Raw genomic sequence first — 16,673 nt, forward strand, 5'->3', positions numbered from 1 at the left:
TCAGAAGAGGTAAATAATGAACAAGGAAGAACTTCATCAATTATTGCACCCAATGAAAGTTATTGGCTTAGGTGGTAACCCTGCATTAAATGAAAAAATTGCGGCAATTTTACACCAACCATTGATCGAAACTGCGGTTCACCACTTTAGCGATGGTGAAATCCAAGTTAACATTGGTGAATCTGTCAGAGGTTGTGATGTTTTCGTAATTCAATCTATCCAAGATCCAGTTAACGAAAACTTTATGGAACTTGAAATTGTTTTGGACGCACTTCAACGTGCATCAGCTCATGTAATTAACGTGGTTGTACCATACTTGGCATATTCACGTTCAGATACCAAGACTCGTTCACGTGAACCAATTACCGCTAAGTTAGTGGCTAACTTGCTTCAATTGACTGGCATGGATCGTTTAATTACTGTTGATCTACATGCCTCACAAATTCAAGGTTTCTACAATATCCCTGTTGATCACTTACATGCTATTCCACTTCTTGGTCAATACTTCTTAGATAACGGAATTGCTACCAAGGAAGATGATGATATCGTTGTAGTCTCACCTGATCACTCAGGCGCCAAGCTTGCTCGTAACTTTGGTCAATACTTCAATGCACCGATTGCAATTGTTGATCAAAGAGGTGCTCGCTATGATACTGAGGTTCACGACATGATTGGTGATGTTAAGGACAAAAAGTGTATCATCATTGATGATTTGATTGATACAGGTTCACGTATTTCTTCATCAACTAAGTCAGTTTTGGCGGCTGGTGCTAAGAAAGTTTACGTTGCCGCAACCCACGCACTTCTTTCTAAGAATGCTACTGGAGTACTTAATGAATTACCAATTGAGCAAATCGTAGTTACTGATACCATTAAGCACAAGCGCTACCCAGACAGAATGGTCAGAATTTCCGTAGACCAATTGCTTGCTCGTGGTATCGATTATGTATACAATGATCGTTCAATCCACCAAATCTTTGACGAACAAAACCGTTTAAAGTAAAATTCTTATTGATAATTTGAATAAAAAATGATCCTCACTATGAGGATTATTTTTTATTCAAAAAATCGGGTAGGTAAGTCATAAAACTATGTCTAAATAGTAATGATTGATACGCGTGGTGCTAGTTAAATCGTTTTAGTTAATAAAAAAGTCCAATCTTGTTAGACTCGACTTGTAAATAGTAATAATAGAAAAGAGTCTGATCTGATTGAACTGCCTTAAGCTTAAGCGTTTTAGCCACCATTTACAAGTTAGTTTTAAAGATTTAGTGATAATTTGTCGGCACTGGTATCGTTTGTATGCACCGGCTGAGTTTACTCATCGGCGAAATATTGATCAAATTAAAACTACGGACAGTCTGATTTTGGCTTTACTTATCTGGCAAGCTAAGACAGGAATTGAATCACAAAGAAGATTCTGTGAATGTTTCAATTGTTTATCACACTCACGTTTTAATCGGCGTTCACGTCAGCTATTGCAATTGATTTATCAGATACGGCAAGAAATGAATAAAAAGGTTGACCTGAATGGACATTTCTTGATCATTGACAGCTTTCCGGTACCTGTTTGCCAACCAATTCGCAACTATCGTGCTAAAATTTTTCGCGGTTATGCCAACATTGGTTATAAGGCCACCAAGAAAATTTACTTCTATGGTTTCAAAGTTCATGCCATTGTTAGCGATGACGGTTACATTCTTGATTATGTCGTAACAAAAGCATCAGTTCATGATGCCAAGGAGACAGTTGAACTGATGGAAAATGCACATCCATCTAATTACTATCTTCTTGGCGACGAAGGCTATTTAGGCAAAGAACTGCATCAACAGCTAAAACAAATGGGTTATGAACTTTGGACACCATATCGTAAAAATATGACAGGAGCTAAAAAGCACAATGATCATCAATTGATGGCTATTCGCAGAACAATTGAAAGCGACTTTTCGCTTCTGACCTATTACAATGCCGAGAACAATCGAGCACGTAGTCTGATAGGCTTTCAAAGCCGGTTGGAAATTGCAATTTTAGCTTATAATTTGGCTTATTGTCTAGAAAGATTTAACTAGCACCACGCGTATGATTGATATAATTGATGTGTGTTGTATAGAAAGAAAAAGAGAAAGTTAGAGGAATAGACTATGGCACGACGGAAAAACATGAAGAGACGGAGAGTTATTCTAGGTAATACTTTCCATCTGATCAGAGAAAATGGAATGGATAATGTTTCTTTGCAAATGATTGCAGAAAAATCAGGCATTTCAAAATCCTTACTGCAGTCATACTATCCTCATAAGGCTAAGTTAACTAACGACATTATTCGTAATCTTTTTAATACTCTAGGTCAACAAGTTAATAATTATGACATGGCTAATAGCAATCTTCCTTATGCTAGAACTAAGGCATTTATTTATACGATTGCTATCTTGGGGATGCACGATGAGGGCTTGGACCGTATTATTTCTGAAGCTTTTGTTAGCAATGCTACCCTAGATAATTGGGGAATCATGCTTAATGAATGGATTAAGGAAAATCATTTATTTGATGACATTAACGTTGACGAAAGCGAACTTGAGACAGGAATTGCTTTTGTAACTAGTGGTATTGGCCGTCTATATCATGATCGCAAAAAGCACCATTTAACGGCCGAAACTCTTGCTAACTATGCAACGAGTGCATTGATGTTCAGTTTCTTGCATTGTTCTTCTGAAGAAATTGATCAAGCCTTAAAAGAAGGACATGAAATTATTGAAACTGCTGATATGGAAGTTGTTCACCGAGCAATTGATACAATGTTCGATGAAGGCAAGGAAATTTTCAGCTAAAGGGGAGTCGCCATGGTTGAAGGCAAAAGAGCTGATTTGCGACGAATGGGTTATGAGCAAAATAACCAATATAAACGTTTGTTGGCTTTCGTCATCTTTTTGATTGCTGCATTATCATTGATTACAGCTACTTTTTTAAATCCAATCTTTATGAAAAAACAGATTAGGACTAGCTATAATAGGGCAGTAGTTGTTCGCCAAGTGAATAAAAATTATGATAGCCTAGCTGATTTGATTAATGCAGATAGTGAAGATAATTCAAACTTACTATCGGATACGCAAACTCAACCAATTGCCGACCATATTATTGATTATTCTTTGGGTATTCATTGGTTTAAGGTTACTAGTTTGCCACTGGCTAATCAGATTTTAAGCGATATCGATCAAGGAATTGCTAAAGGCTCGTCAAGTGGGGCACAGGAAGTTAACCGTAAACTGAAAAAGCAGGGAACTAATGCACCTTACGCGATTATTAAAGCCTTCAATTTAAGTGTGATCACTTTAGGAGCAAATATTGCTGGTTTATTGTTTATCGTTAATTTGATAATAATTATTGTTACCATTATTACAATGGTTTCGCTACTCAACGATATGAAGTCGCGGGCTACAATTCGAATGGTGATTCATGATACGATGGCTGCTGGCATGTGGGCAGGTTTTTGGCTAATTTTGATTTCAGGCTTGTTAGCACTTGTGCCAGTAATCTTTAATGTCGATAATATCGAATTTGGCTTTTTGCTTGAGATTGGCAGTAGCGTCTTTTTGGAATATGTAATTGCTGGGGTAATTATTTACATCATTTGTGCGATACCATGGCAAATTACAGCTGCTAAATAAGAATGAGAAAACGTAATCTGTAGAATGATTACGTTTTTTGTTTGCACAAAGAATCATCTTTCTTTATAATTAAAAAATAATTAACAAATTTCATATGTTTATATTTTACCCGGATTTAAAATTGAAGTGCAACACCAAGTGTTAAACAAAAAGGCCATGAAGACCTAAACTTGAAGTGACGAAAAATCAAGAAAGGAAGATCTTCATGACCAATTCAAATTCTAGCATTTCTAAGCACTATCATCAATTAACCAGCGTACAACGTGGACAAATTCAAGCAATGCTGGATTCCGGCATAACTTCCCGTACTGTTATCGCTCAAGAAGTCGGCTGCCATAAGTCGACAATCAGTCGCGAAATCAAACGCGGAAGCGTCCTGCAAAGAGACAGCAGCTATTTATTGTATGAGCACTATTACGCTGATACTGCACAGCTTTATTATGAGAAGCGTCGCAAAAACTGCTATCAGCGCAATCCATTGAAGCATTATGCTGTCTTTTTGAGAATGCTCTCCAGACGCTTCAAAGCTAAATTTGATGCCACCAGCATCGATGAATTCGTTGGTGAATTCAAAAGGACTATGCCAGGCTACCCTTGTCCCAGCACACCAACTGTCTATCGCTATATTGATCAGGGCTTGCTGGACATAAGCAATATTGATCTGCCTATGAAGCTCAAAAGACGCAGGAACAAGCGTCATCACGGCCAGAGCGGTCATGCTTTGCACAAGAAGAATCTTGGCAATTCCATTGAACAGCGTCCTAAAGAGATTGAAGACAGAAAAACGCCGCTGCACTGGGAAGGAGATCTGGTTAAAGGCGTCAGACGCAAGAATCAGCCTGCTTTAATGACTTTGACCGAAAGAACCACACGCTTTGAAGTAGTTATCAAGATTCCTGACTATCGGGCAAGCACATGCCAAAGGCTGCTTCAAAATGAGATTGACAGACATCCTGCCTGGTTTAAATCGATCACGTTTGACAATGGCTCTGAGTTTGCGGATATGACCAAGATCAAAGGCTGCCAGATCTACTTCGCCCACCCATATTCTCCATGGGAAAGAGGCACCAATGAGAACTGCAATGGACTTCTGCGTCAATTCTTCCCTAAAGGCAAAAGCATGAAAGATAAGTCAGCTGCTTATGTTCAACAGGCAACTGATGCCATTAACCGCAAACATCGTCGAATCCTTCAATATCACACAGCAGAAGAACTCTTCAAGCAATATATTTCCTCATAGCCTAACTGTTGCACTTAATTTGACAATTCAGGTGTTTATATTTTAAAAGAATTGGGCGAGTTTATGAAAAAAGCTAAAATTATAAAGACTTTTCTTGCTTTCATTACTATGCTTTCGACTCTTTTTTTGTTTAATCAGCCTGTTAATGCAGCCAATAAGGAGGTTGAGACTGGCTCAGTGATGAAAAAAATTAAGCAGTCGAAAGAATTAGTAGTGGGCACCTCAGCGGATTATCCGCCACTGGAGTTTACTACCAGTGAAAATGGCAATACCAAATATGTGGGGGTTGATATCGAGTTGGCAAAAGATATTGCCAAGGATTTACATGCAAAGCTAGTTATTAAAAACATGAGCTTTGATTCACTTTTGGTAGCGCTAGAGACAGGCAAGGTAGACATGGTTATTTCGGCTATGACACCTAATCCCGAGAGAAAGAAGAGCGTTGATTTTTCTAAGATTTATTACAAGCCAAGTGGCGAATATTTCTTAATTAACAAACGCGATCAGGCCAAATACAAAAAAATTAAAGATTTTGCTGGTAAAACTGTCGGTGCGCAAACTGGTAGTATTCAGTATTCTTTGATTCAAAAGCAAATGAAACAGTCAAAGGTTAAAGGCTTAGGTAAAATCAACAACTTAGTTCTGGCATTAAAATCTAATAAGATCTCTGGCATTGTCATGGAAGAAATGACTGCTAAGGCCTACCAACAAAACGACAATAGCTTGATGGCTGTGAGAAGTGACTTGCGTGAACAACAAGCTGGTAACGCAGTAGCAATTGCTAAAGGACAAAATGACTTAGTAGCTGCTGTGAACAAGACTATTAATCGCGTTGAACAAAAAGATTTGATTAATAAGAAATACTTGCCTGAAGCAGCTAAGTATATGAAGACAGCGCAGAAGACGAACACGATGACTAAATATATTCCTTACTTTATTAAGGGAGTTGGCTATACCATCGTGATCACGATTTTCTCAGTGTTAATCGGGATCATCTTAGGGATGCTCTTAGCCTTAATGCGTTTGTCCAAGAATAAATTGCTGCACTGGATTGCAGTTTGCTATATCGAATTCATTCGTGGTACGCCACAAATGGTGCAAATTTTATTTGTTTACTTTGGTGTTGGAGCATTAATTTCTAACCTGTCAGCTGTTGTAGCGGGGATTATCGCAATTGGGTTGAACTCTGGTGCTTACGTTGCAGAAGACATTCGTTCTGGTATTGCTTCAGTAGCTAAAGGACAGACTGAGGCGGCTAGATCATTAGGTCTTTCTCAAGCTAAGGCTTACCGCTATGTAATTATTCCTCAAGCTTTGAAAAATATTTGGCCGGCACTAGGAAACGAATTTATTACCCTGCTGAAGGACAGTTCATTGGTTTCAGTTATTGGGGTAACTGAATTAATGTACCAAACGGAATTGATTCAGACTTCGACTTACCGTGGTGTTTTACCTTTATTCATTGCCATGATTATTTACTTTATCATGACCTTTACTTTAACTAGATTGCTTAATTATTTCGAAAGACGGATGAAACACAATGACTAAAATGATCGATATCCAACATTTGAAGAAAACTTTCGGCAAAAATGAGGTTCTGAAAGATATTTCTGCGGAAGTAGATAAGGGCCAGGTTATCTGTATTATCGGGCCATCTGGTTCAGGTAAGAGTACTTTCTTGCGTTGCCTGAATGTATTAGAGCGTCCTACGGCTGGTAAAATTGTTTTTGATGGAACAGACTTGGCTAGTCTAAAGGATGGTAAGGAACTTGATCAATTGCGGGAAAAGATGGGAATGGTTTTTCAGAACTTTAACCTTTTTCCTAATATGAATGTAATTGAAAATATTAAGTTGGCACCGATGAAAGTCAAGGGTGTTAGTGAAGCTCAAGCTGAGAAGACTGGACTAGCCTTACTTGAAAAGGTGGGCTTGGCCGATCGTGCAAAACAATTTCCAGCTAGTTTATCAGGTGGTCAACAGCAGCGGGTGGCGATCGCTAGAGCCCTAGCAATGGATCCGGAAGTAATGCTATTTGATGAGCCTACAAGTGCTCTTGATCCTGAAATGGTTGGCGAAGTTTTGAAAACAATGCAAGATTTAGCTAATTCGGGAATGACAATGGTGATTGTAACTCACGAAATGGGATTTGCTAGAGAAGTAGCCGATGAGGTCTGGTTTATGGCTGATGGCTATTTACAAGAAAAAGGCACGCCACAGGAAGTGTTTGAACACCCTACTAGTGAACGTGCAAAAGATTTCTTATCTAAAGTTTTATAATCAAAAAGGCTCAAGCATTGCTTGGGCCTTTTAATTTACTCATCTGTAATGATGGGGTTTGATAATACGTACTGTCTTACGAAAAAATTTTGATGCCATCCTTTTTGAATTAATGCATTAAAAAAGGTGTTTTGATTATTAGGCAAAGCAGTGGCTTTTGGAATGATGACAGCACGTAAAATCTTGTTTTGAAGTAAAATTGGTGATTGCACATCTGTTTCGCTATTTAAATTAGTGGTTGCTTGATTGGTCGGCGTATTGGTTGTATCCTGCTGAACTTGATAATTTGTAGTGTCATTAGTACTATCTTGCTTAAATAGCTTGAATCTGTACTTCTGCACGCCTTTAACGTCAACTTCATATTCATGTCCTGCAACTAGGTTAGTATTTGCGGGTGAATAAGTTAGGATCGTTCTAAAATTGCCGTAGCCACAGGAGCTGTAATTCTTAACATGAGCTGCAGTAGTAACAACTTTAGTATCTAAATCAGTGATAGTAATTGTTGGCTTATTTTTAATGGTTCTATCTGATAAATAGAGCGACCACATGATATTTTTCCCTTGAAGCAATTCAATAGGGAAAAGACGCATGCTAGGATAAGCAACTACCGGCTGACTAGCAGGACGAAAAGTATCATTAATGTTTAGTACTTTTTGAACGGAATAGCGGTAGCCATTTGTACCATAAGCTGCCCCAATGCCTGTAGTGGTTAAACGACTTGAAAGTAGCCAAGCTCGGTGACCGGTATCTGAACCAGTTAAATTATAATGGTCAGTAATTAAGTCAGTGATCACATCCCCAGCGGTTTGCTGTGAAACATTAAAGTTTAAATTTGAAGTTTCAGAAGTGTCTTTAGCTAGCTTCCAAACAAATTTGGAGATATTGCTTGGCTTAGTTTCACTAGGTAAACCATGTTGGTTAATGAATGGGTTAGCATTAATTGCGGCCATTACAGCAGCCGTAATCTGCGCGTTTTTATTAAGTGTATCAGTAGTCGAGATAGCGGGCAGACTGAACAATGATCGATAGTAATTGATATAATCTGTTTGCGTTTTAATGTATTTTGGATCTAAGCGACCTACCTTAAATTTTTTGCTTAGATTTGGCTTTTTAGCATAAATATTTGCGGCACTATAACTAGTTTTATCAAGGTTCGCATATTCCTTTTGAAAATTATGAACTTCGTTAACTTCTTGTGTTGTGAATGTCGCTGCGTGTGTAACTTGTCCGGCGAGAGGGATAAATAAAGTTGCGGCAGCGGCAATAGAAAATTTCCGTAGAAGCATTTTAGACTCCCTTCTATGGTTGTCAGTATACCTTTCATTATAAACTATAACCAATGAAAAGGCTTTAGTGAAAAATATTCCACTATTTTGCGCTTTTCTGGTATTCTTTGCGTATAATTAAAGATTGGAACATTTAAAAGAGGTATAAAATAATGACTAAAAAATTACAAGTTGGTTTGATTTTTGGTGGTAATTCATCAGAATATGAAGTATCAATTGTTTCAGGCCACAACATCTATAAGGCAATCGACAAAGATAAGTTTGATGTGCACCCAATTTGGATCACTAATGAAGGCTACTTTGCTAATGAAGAAGAAAGCTTCAAGGTTTTAGATGATCCTTCATACCAAGTTAAGAACCCACATAAGGTTAACAACATTTCTAACTTAATTGAATTAGAAAACTTGCCAGAAATCGATGTTTTCTTCCCAATTGTTCACGGTAACTTAGGCGAAGACGGTGTTTTACAAGGTTTGTTCCGCTTGATGGATAAGCCATTCGTCGGTGATGACGTCTTAGGAGCCGCTGTAACAATGGATAAGGAATTCACTAAGATCTTGGCTCAAAGAGTTGGTGTTCCAGTCGCTGATTGGATTTCAATTAAGCGTTTTGAATACGACGACAAGAAGAATGCTAAACTTAACTATGAAAAGGTAGCAGAAAAATTGGGCCGCGACATGTTCGTTAAGCCATCTAACCAAGGCTCATCAGTTGGGGTTAGTCACGTAACTAATGCTGACGAATATACTGCAGCCTTAAAAGAAGCCTTCAAGTATGACGATAAGGTCTTAGTTGAAGAAACTGTTCCTGGCACCGAGGTTGAAACAGCTGTCTTAGGTAACGACAAGCCAATTGTAGCAGGTGTTGGTCAAATCACCAATGCAAAAGGTTCATTCTACACTTATGAAAATAAGTATGATGATAATTCAACTTCTAAGTTACAAATCCCAGCAGATTTACCACAAGAAATTATCGATACTGTTAGAGAAAATGCACGTAAAGTTTATGCAGCAACTGAATGTAGCGGCATGGCTAGAATTGACTCCATGCTCACCCCAGGTGGCAAGGTAGTCTTGACTGAAGTTAACGCTTTACCAGGCTTTACTAATATCAGTATGTATCCTAAGTTGTTTGAAGAAGCAGGTGTTCCTTACAGCGAATTGATTACACGCTTAATTGAAGCAGGTATGGACCGTTTTGATCATAAGAAAACTTTGCTTCACAAGCATGACTAAACGCCAAAAATATAGAGGTAGATTTCAATGACGACTAACAAGCATGATTTTGAAGAATTGGCTGCACCAAAAGCAGCTGCACAAGAATTAGGAATTAGTGTTGCCACGTTAAGAAAGTATTCTTTAATCGTGGAGAAGGTGACCGGCAAGAGCGACTATTTTGCTCGGACTAAGCAAAAGGCTCGTCTGTATCATCAAAAAGATATTGATGACTTAAAGGCTTTTCACCGTTTATCTAAAAATAGTGGCTTAACTTTGCAAGAAGCCGCTCGTCAAATCTATGCTGTTAGTGAAAAGAAACCTGAACCTGAAACTAAAGAACCAGCTCCTAAGCCCGCTTATAACAGTACCGATGTAATGGATACTGAGCAGGTGGTTAAGTTGCTTAACACTTTGCAAAAGACAATTTCTAATCAAAATGAGGCAATTAATTCTTTGCAGAAGCAATTGAATGTCATTCAAAAGCAAAATCAAGATTTAATTGAAGCACAAAAGCAATTAGCTGCACCACAAGATGATTTAGATAAGTTTGCGGCTTTGCCAGATATTTCTGGAATTGTGAGTGCGGATGAACCTAAACCGAAGAGTGAAGAAGAAAAGCGCGCTGAAGTTAAAAAAGACATGAATAAGAGTCAAGAACAAATGCATGACGAGATTATGTCTAAGGCAAAGGAAAATGCCAAGAAGCGAGCCACTTCTAATGTTCACCGTACACTAGAAGATATGCAATTAACGGACCAAAAGGAACACTGGTGGCAAAAAATCTTTAAGTTTTAAACAAATTGATTAAGAATCAAGAGCTGACCTAACAAAAGGCCAGCTTTTGTTTTACAGTAGGCGTATAACAATTAATAGGAAGTAGAAGTAATGAAATTTAAATGGAAAAAGCGCTATACGATAGCAGTTATCGTGGCAATTGTAGGAGCATTATTGACGGTCTTGTCCTATTTTGCCACTGATATTTACCACAAGGACGACGTTGCCGTGATTACCGATAGCAAGATCAAGGATACTTTGATTGAAAAAAGTGAAGATGTGTATAAAAATGCGGATGAAACTCGCCAACAAATTTTGCACTTAAAAGTTTTATCGGGTAAGCACAAGGGCGAAACTTACACGACTAAAAACGTGTATTATCCTTCGCAATTGACGACGCAAAAGTATCGTGCAGGTCAGAGAATTTTTGTCAATATCAAGAAGGGTGATCCAGCGATCGTTAATCCTAAGCGTGATTGGGTGTTAGTTTTGGTAGTGACAATCACTTTAGCATTGATGGTGGCTGCAGTAGGGAAGCACTCACTCTCGCTGGTTGTGTCAATGGTAATTTCGTGGCTGATCTTTTATTTGATTATCATTTGGGATGTGCATTTGAATGGCGCCCACATTATTTTGCTGTTTGGCTTAGCTGATATCGTCTTTTCATTCTTTAGCTTGCTCATTGTGCAGGGCTTGAATAAAAAAATGTTGGCGACTTGGTTGGCAACGCTGCTAGGAGTATTTGTTTCTTTTGCCTTGTGCTACGTGATCATGAGGTTAACGGGTGAATCGGAAATGAAATATGAGACCGGTGACTATGCAACGCAAGATCCACGAGGCTTGTTTTTAGCTCAGACTTTGATTGGAATTCTAGGTGCAGTAATGGATGAGGCGACCGATATTATTTCTAGTTTGTATGAATTAATTCAAACTAAAAATAATATTACGATAAGACAGTTGATTCATAGTGGTCGAACGATGGGGCAAGAAATTATGGGACCGTTGATTAATGTCTTGGTCTTAATTTTTATTGCCGGTGCGCTGCCAGAAACTATTTTGTACTTGCGTGATAATAATACTTTAGCTTCAACTTTTGGCTTTACTCTGTCGCTGGGGGCAACGCAAAGTGTGATTTCGGCAATCGGAATTGTTCTGACGGTTATTTTTGCGACAGGATGCAGTTTGTTCTTCTTGAAAAAACGCGATTGGAAGAGTTTGTTTAAAAAAGAAGGTGAGAATAAATGAGTACATTATTTGCATTGATCGTTGTCTTAGCGATTTTAATGACAATCGTCGGTGGTGAAACTGGAATTCGTAGTTTTTTTAGTGTGCTAATTAATACGATTCTATTGATCTTAGTGGCGATGCTAATATCATGGGGAATTAACATTGCAATTTTGACGCTGATTTTTATTCCTTTAAAGCTAGTTACGATTATCTTTTTAGGCACTCATGACTATACGGTAGCAAAGAATTCATTTTATTCTTCCTTCTTAGTGTGTTTGATTATTAGCCTCTTTATTTTGGGTTGTCAATACCTGGCTCAAGCTGCAGGACTAGGACCAGAGGCAGGAGAGTTATTGGTTGGCTTGTCGCAGATGCCGGGCTTGAGTTATCCGATGATTGCCGTGACAGTGGCGATTTTCTCAACTTTGGGAGCGATTGCCGAAGCTGCTGTAGCGATGAGTTCAGGTTTGCTAGAAATCAAAAAGCATAATCCTGCTATCGGTGAAGAAGAGTTGATGGCTTCTGGTACGGCTATTGGTAATGATGTTTTGGGTACAGCAATGAACACGATTTTATTTGGGATGTTCGGTAGTTTTTTATCATTATTCTTATGGTATTTCCGCTTGCATTACACGATTGGCGAGGTCTTAAACGAAAAACTTTTTGTAAATGAAGCGTTAATTATCATGTATTCTTTGATTGGGGTTATATTAACAGTGCCACTATCATCATTTATGCTATCAAGAGGAATGAGCAAGAAAGGACCAAAACATGAGAGTAGAAAATCTGACGCTGGCTAACTTTAATAATCGTGAATATCAAGTTCATACGTATGTACTAGAGCCTAATCCTGAATTGGTTGAGCAAAAGCGCCCGCTAGCTATTGTAGTACCAGGTGGCAGCTTTAATCACTTATCAAAAAGAGAGGGCGAACCAGTAGCATTAGCATTCAATAATCAGGGCTTTAATAGTGTTGTGATGGAATATAACTTAGTGCAAGATCCAGACAAAATTTATCCTGACGCTGGGTTAGATGTTTTAAGTACTGTGAAATATTTTAGAGATTACGCTGATGAGTACCAGTTGGATAAAGATAAGATTTTAACGGTTGTTTTTTCTGCTGGTGGTCATGTGGTCAGTGTAGCCAATAATATGGCTTTAAATAAAAATTATCAGACAAAGTATGATTTTGATAAGACTGATGTTTTACCTAATAAGACAATCTTGGGCTATCCACTAATTGATATTAAAAAGATTGGTTTTCCGATTCCAGAGGATCAAAAAGCAAAAATGCCTGTAGAGGAAGATATTTTGGATAGTGCATTAGGTGTTACACGTGAAACGCCCGATACATTTATTTTCCAGGCATGGGATGATCCGGTGGTTTTGATCGGAAATTCAATTGAATATATTGATGCTTTGAATAAGAATAAAGTTTCAACAGAAGCTCATTTGTTTAACCACGGTTACCACGGCTTTTCATTGGCTCGTCACAATGTGGAAACTAAGGGTCAAGATTGGCAGGATAATCCGCACGCGGCGCACTGGTTCAACTTGGCAATGGAATGGCTAAAGAGTGAGTGGGGCGAATTATGTGAAGCATAAAAAATCTTCTAACCCTAATGACAATATCTATCACACTATCGTCAAGAATAGAAAAATTGACCGAATGATTATGCCTTTTGAAGCGGTGTACTGCGTGTGGCTAATCATTACGCTGGTTCTTAACTTTAAGCTATTCGCATACTCGATTGACGCACAATTCGTGCTAATTTCTCTATTTTTCATTAGCGGATGGGTTTCGTCATTAGTTAAGAAGCATCGCATGAAGAAAAGTAGAAAATAAGATAAGTAAAAAGAGTTCTCGCACGAGAACTCTTTTTTTATTAGAATCATTTACTTTTTATCTCTAAAGAAAATAACTTCCTTAGCAGCCACAAATGGGCCAGATGACTTATAAACCTTTAATCTAATAGCCTTGGCATCGACATTTCTTAAGCCAACAACCTTATTCTTACTGTCAGATTTCCAAGTTAAGTGATCACCATATGGCTTAAAGTTAACACCATCATTTGAAAGCTCAACGCTAACTTCAACGGGATCTCCTTGATGATCGATCTTTCTAGGTACCCAAACCATCCGACTTAAGTGTTCCAAATGATTAAACGTAAAGGTTAATTCAAGTGGCTTGTCTTCGCTGACCCCATCAATAGTTTCCCATCCACTGGCTAATTTTAGATCAGTCAAATAATCAATTGGGTGATCCTTAGGACTAGCTAAACTACTAGTAGTGCGAATATCGCTGATTGCATAATTCATTGGATCGGGCTTGGTAATTGCGCCAAACGGATCTGACCATTCTGAAACTTTGTTGCCAGCTACATAACGCAAACGCAGGGTGTAGCGGGTATTTGGCACTAGTTCATGGAAAGTAAATGAATTACCATCAATGCCATCATGTAAAATGCCGTTAACTTCGATTTGAACTTGGTCGGTTAATTGCGGCCAAACTACTGTTAATGAATGAGAGCTAATCTTGTCTGGATCAACCATTGGTTGTTTTGGTGAACGCAACAATGAATCCGTAATAGCGTGAACCAAAGTTTCATTGCCATATCTGAAGTTTCTGATCGTAATCTCAATCTTAGAATCGGTAATGTCGCGTTTAGCCAGCTTAATTTGTAAAGCAGTTTGTTTCTTTTCTTGGTATTGATCAAATTCAGGCATCCAGCTGTAATTTGTGTTAAAGAAGAAGCCCTCCTTAGCATGGGCAAATGTATCAACGGTACCGTACTCTTGCATTGGGATTTCCTTGTCGTTGATTTTAACAGTCAAACCATCAGGATAACCGTCACACATGATGTTCAAGTTGGTGGTGTTTTCCGTTTGGAAAGTATTGAAATCGCCTTGAGTTGGGTCGATGGTGATCGTCAATTTGCTTGCTTCTAAATCACTCGTGATTTGTGTAGCTACATGGTTTCTTGAATAGTCGTTATAGCCGTTATCATCGTAAGTAACCATTTTACTCTTGCCTTGAGGGTAGAGGACATAGTTGCGTTCGCCGAGGTCAAAAATAGCGCCGCCTCGTACAAATACTGGTAAATGCCAGGATGGGTAAGACTGCTTATTATAAACGCGTCCGCCCAAGTACTTTTTGCCATCAAATAAGTCAACCCACATTGTTCTGTGGTTAGGCAAGTAAAGGTTGTCTTTTCTTGAATTGCCATTACCATCTTCGCGACCGTTAACAATTGGCGAAATCAACAAGTTAGGCCCTAACATAAATTCATGGCCCACCTGTGGGGTGTAGTTGACTTGTTCATGTGGAAATTCCAAGAATAATGGCCGCAAGATTGGCTCACCGACTTGAGCGCGGTAGATTAGGGTATATAAGTAAGTCTGCAATTGCTCACGTAGTTTTAAATAGGCTCGATTAATTTGCGTCATCTTACTATTGTAAGCAAATGGGGTCTTACTAAATTTACCTTGATCGTCTAAGTTGAACAGGATTGGGGTAAATGCCTTCCATTCAAAATCACGAATGGCAATTTGAGCATTACCACCGCCAGCGGTACCGTCAACGGCGCTACCAACTAAAGGCTGACCAGAAAGGCTAGCTCCCAAAAAGCCAGCTACTTGCGTTGGAATGTTTTCCCAGTTGCCGCCAATGTCACCAAAGGCTAGCATTGTTCTATTTTGACTACCAGCAATACCAGTATTAGAGAAAATCAACGGCCGCTTACGCTTCAAATTGTTGCGTAAAATTAGCGCATCATTTTTCAATACTTTTGGATCGGTTGTGTCCGTTTGAATAAAGGTGGTATCAGGTGAAGCCTTCGGTGTGTTGTTTTGACTCCAAAGACCAGCGCTAACGTCATGTATAGCGGCGTATTCACTGAAGCTAGCCATGGCTTCTTCGTTGATTTCTTGCACATCATAGTTAGGCACGATCCAACTTAATTTAAAATGCTGCTTCTGGTAGCGATCAACCATTGCCCGTGCTGAGAATTGATATTCTTCTTCGCCGTTCAAAGAACCTTTGCCACTAGCATCTTCTGGCTTGTTAGTTCTGGTGTAATAATTACCGTCTTCAAACATGACAGCATTACGTTCCTTAGCTTCACCAGGTTGCCATAAGGTAGTTAAAAAGTTGCCAACATGACCTAATCCTAGTGCATATTTAGGTGGCATCAGCGGCTTACCCGTTAACATGTAATACTTTGCCAAAATATTTTTGGGTGAATTACCTAATAGATAAAAAGTATCAAACATGTTGGTGTCGTGCTTCAAGATAGTGGCATCCGGATTGCTTTTACCAAAGTCATAATTGCCAGCACTCTCAGTATTGCGCAATTCACCAAAGCCGGAGTTAGCCCAGAAGAATGGCACTTGGGTCAAAACGCCGCCTTTACCGGTAATCTTGTCGCGCTTGATTGAAATGATTTCACCTTTATGACTGAAGTAGCCGTTCTGCATCCCGCCACCAAAGTAAAATTCATTCTTGTGTTGCTTCAAAATTTCGGTAGTTTGATCATTGCCTAATTCAAGTGGACTCAGCTGAACCAAACGATTGCGGTGCAGCGTCTCGTCAAAGATGCTCATTACGGCTGGCTTTTGTTGGAAAATAAGTTGATAATTGCCAGACTTAATGATTAAGGAATCGCTGGTTGCCTTAGGCTGTGATTTTTCAAAATAGTCATTGTTGAATTGAGACAGGTCAACAAAAGATGAGTGATTCTCGTCAAACTTCTTAGCTGGATCGAGAAAATATCTGAAGATCCCGTCAGCTAAAATATAAAGACGAGCAATATCGCCGGTGGAGTAGTGAAGTTCATAATAATGATCACGTTTGTTGGCACCGATAAGTTGGCCTAGTTGATGTCTTTCTATTTGGTTTTGTGTCATATTTATTCTTCCTATTTAAACTTGCTACCTTATATTATAACTAAAAATCAAAAAACTTCTTAAGCAATTGTACTAAAACTGGTA

Annotated in this window: 14 protein-coding genes; 12 read left to right on the forward strand and 2 right to left on the reverse strand. The window is 38.7% G+C overall.

Annotated elements, in window-relative coordinates; genetic code table 11:
* Positions 1-16 precede the first annotated feature (16 nt).
* The 7 genes from J6L97_RS00760 (at position 17) to J6L97_RS00790 (ending at position 7,180) form a co-directional block, all read left to right on the forward strand.
* Positions 17-1,003 carry a ribose-phosphate diphosphokinase gene (locus tag J6L97_RS00760; protein ID WP_013085679.1) on the forward strand — a complete coding sequence of 329 codons (987 nt, stop codon included), beginning with the start codon at positions 17-19 and terminating at the stop codon, positions 1,001-1,003.
* 208 nt (positions 1,004-1,211) lie between these two features.
* Positions 1,212-2,069, forward strand: a complete 858-nt coding sequence (locus J6L97_RS00765; protein WP_118992340.1) for an IS982 family transposase — start codon at positions 1,212-1,214, stop codon at positions 2,067-2,069.
* 72 nt (positions 2,070-2,141) lie between these two features.
* Positions 2,142-2,825, forward strand: a complete 684-nt coding sequence (locus J6L97_RS00770) for a TetR/AcrR family transcriptional regulator (RefSeq protein WP_057727076.1) — start codon at positions 2,142-2,144, stop codon at positions 2,823-2,825.
* A gap of 12 nt (positions 2,826-2,837) precedes the next feature.
* On the forward strand, positions 2,838-3,662 hold the full coding sequence (locus tag J6L97_RS00775) for a hypothetical protein (protein ID WP_005718333.1): 825 nt from the start codon (positions 2,838-2,840) through the stop codon (positions 3,660-3,662).
* A 205-nt stretch (positions 3,663-3,867) separates the two neighbouring features.
* A complete protein-coding gene (locus J6L97_RS00780) occupies positions 3,868-4,902 on the forward strand; it encodes an IS30 family transposase (RefSeq protein ID WP_123811765.1) in 1,035 nt (344 codons plus the stop codon).
* Between the two features lie 63 nt (positions 4,903-4,965).
* Entirely contained in the window at positions 4,966-6,450 is a 1,485-nt protein-coding gene (locus J6L97_RS00785) for an ABC transporter substrate-binding protein/permease (protein WP_005718334.1), read from the forward strand.
* Entirely contained in the window at positions 6,443-7,180 is a 738-nt protein-coding gene (locus J6L97_RS00790) for an amino acid ABC transporter ATP-binding protein (protein ID WP_013085681.1), read from the forward strand. Before J6L97_RS00785 ends, J6L97_RS00790 begins: the two co-directional genes overlap by 8 nt.
* A gap of 35 nt (positions 7,181-7,215) precedes the next feature.
* Here the strand turns inward: J6L97_RS00790 and J6L97_RS00795 are convergent, their stop codons facing one another.
* Entirely contained in the window at positions 7,216-8,466 is a 1,251-nt protein-coding gene (locus J6L97_RS00795; RefSeq protein WP_023487950.1) for a CAP domain-containing protein, read from the reverse strand.
* A gap of 152 nt (positions 8,467-8,618) precedes the next feature.
* Between J6L97_RS00795 and J6L97_RS00800 the strand changes: the two genes are divergently transcribed.
* The 5 genes from J6L97_RS00800 (at position 8,619) to J6L97_RS00820 (ending at position 13,289) form a co-directional block, all read left to right on the forward strand.
* Positions 8,619-9,701 carry a D-alanine--D-alanine ligase family protein gene (locus J6L97_RS00800; RefSeq protein WP_057726931.1) on the forward strand — a complete coding sequence of 361 codons (1,083 nt, stop codon included), beginning with the start codon at positions 8,619-8,621 and terminating at the stop codon, positions 9,699-9,701.
* 27 nt (positions 9,702-9,728) lie between these two features.
* Positions 9,729-10,478 carry a MerR family transcriptional regulator gene (locus tag J6L97_RS00805; RefSeq protein ID WP_013085684.1) on the forward strand — a complete coding sequence of 250 codons (750 nt, stop codon included), beginning with the start codon at positions 9,729-9,731 and terminating at the stop codon, positions 10,476-10,478.
* 90 nt (positions 10,479-10,568) lie between these two features.
* Positions 10,569-11,702, forward strand: a complete 1,134-nt coding sequence (locus tag J6L97_RS00810; protein WP_023487953.1) for a YibE/F family protein — start codon at positions 10,569-10,571, stop codon at positions 11,700-11,702.
* Positions 11,699-12,484: a YibE/F family protein gene (locus J6L97_RS00815; protein WP_057726930.1), complete on the forward strand. Its 786-nt coding sequence runs from the start codon at positions 11,699-11,701 to the stop codon at positions 12,482-12,484. The genes J6L97_RS00810 and J6L97_RS00815 overlap by 4 nt, the downstream gene beginning before the upstream one ends.
* On the forward strand, positions 12,456-13,289 hold the full coding sequence (locus J6L97_RS00820; RefSeq protein WP_057726929.1) for an alpha/beta hydrolase: 834 nt from the start codon (positions 12,456-12,458) through the stop codon (positions 13,287-13,289). The genes J6L97_RS00815 and J6L97_RS00820 overlap by 29 nt, the downstream gene beginning before the upstream one ends.
* Before the next feature lie 291 nt (positions 13,290-13,580).
* Here J6L97_RS00820 and J6L97_RS00825 read toward each other — a convergent pair whose 3' ends face one another.
* Positions 13,581-16,589, reverse strand: coding sequence for a TIM-barrel domain-containing protein (locus J6L97_RS00825; RefSeq protein WP_054832790.1), 3,009 nt, complete (start codon positions 16,587-16,589; stop codon positions 13,581-13,583).
* Positions 16,590-16,673: the final 84 nt, after the last annotated feature.

This window comes from Lactobacillus crispatus (assembly GCF_018987235.1).
Classification (GTDB): domain Bacteria; phylum Bacillota; class Bacilli; order Lactobacillales; family Lactobacillaceae; genus Lactobacillus; species Lactobacillus crispatus.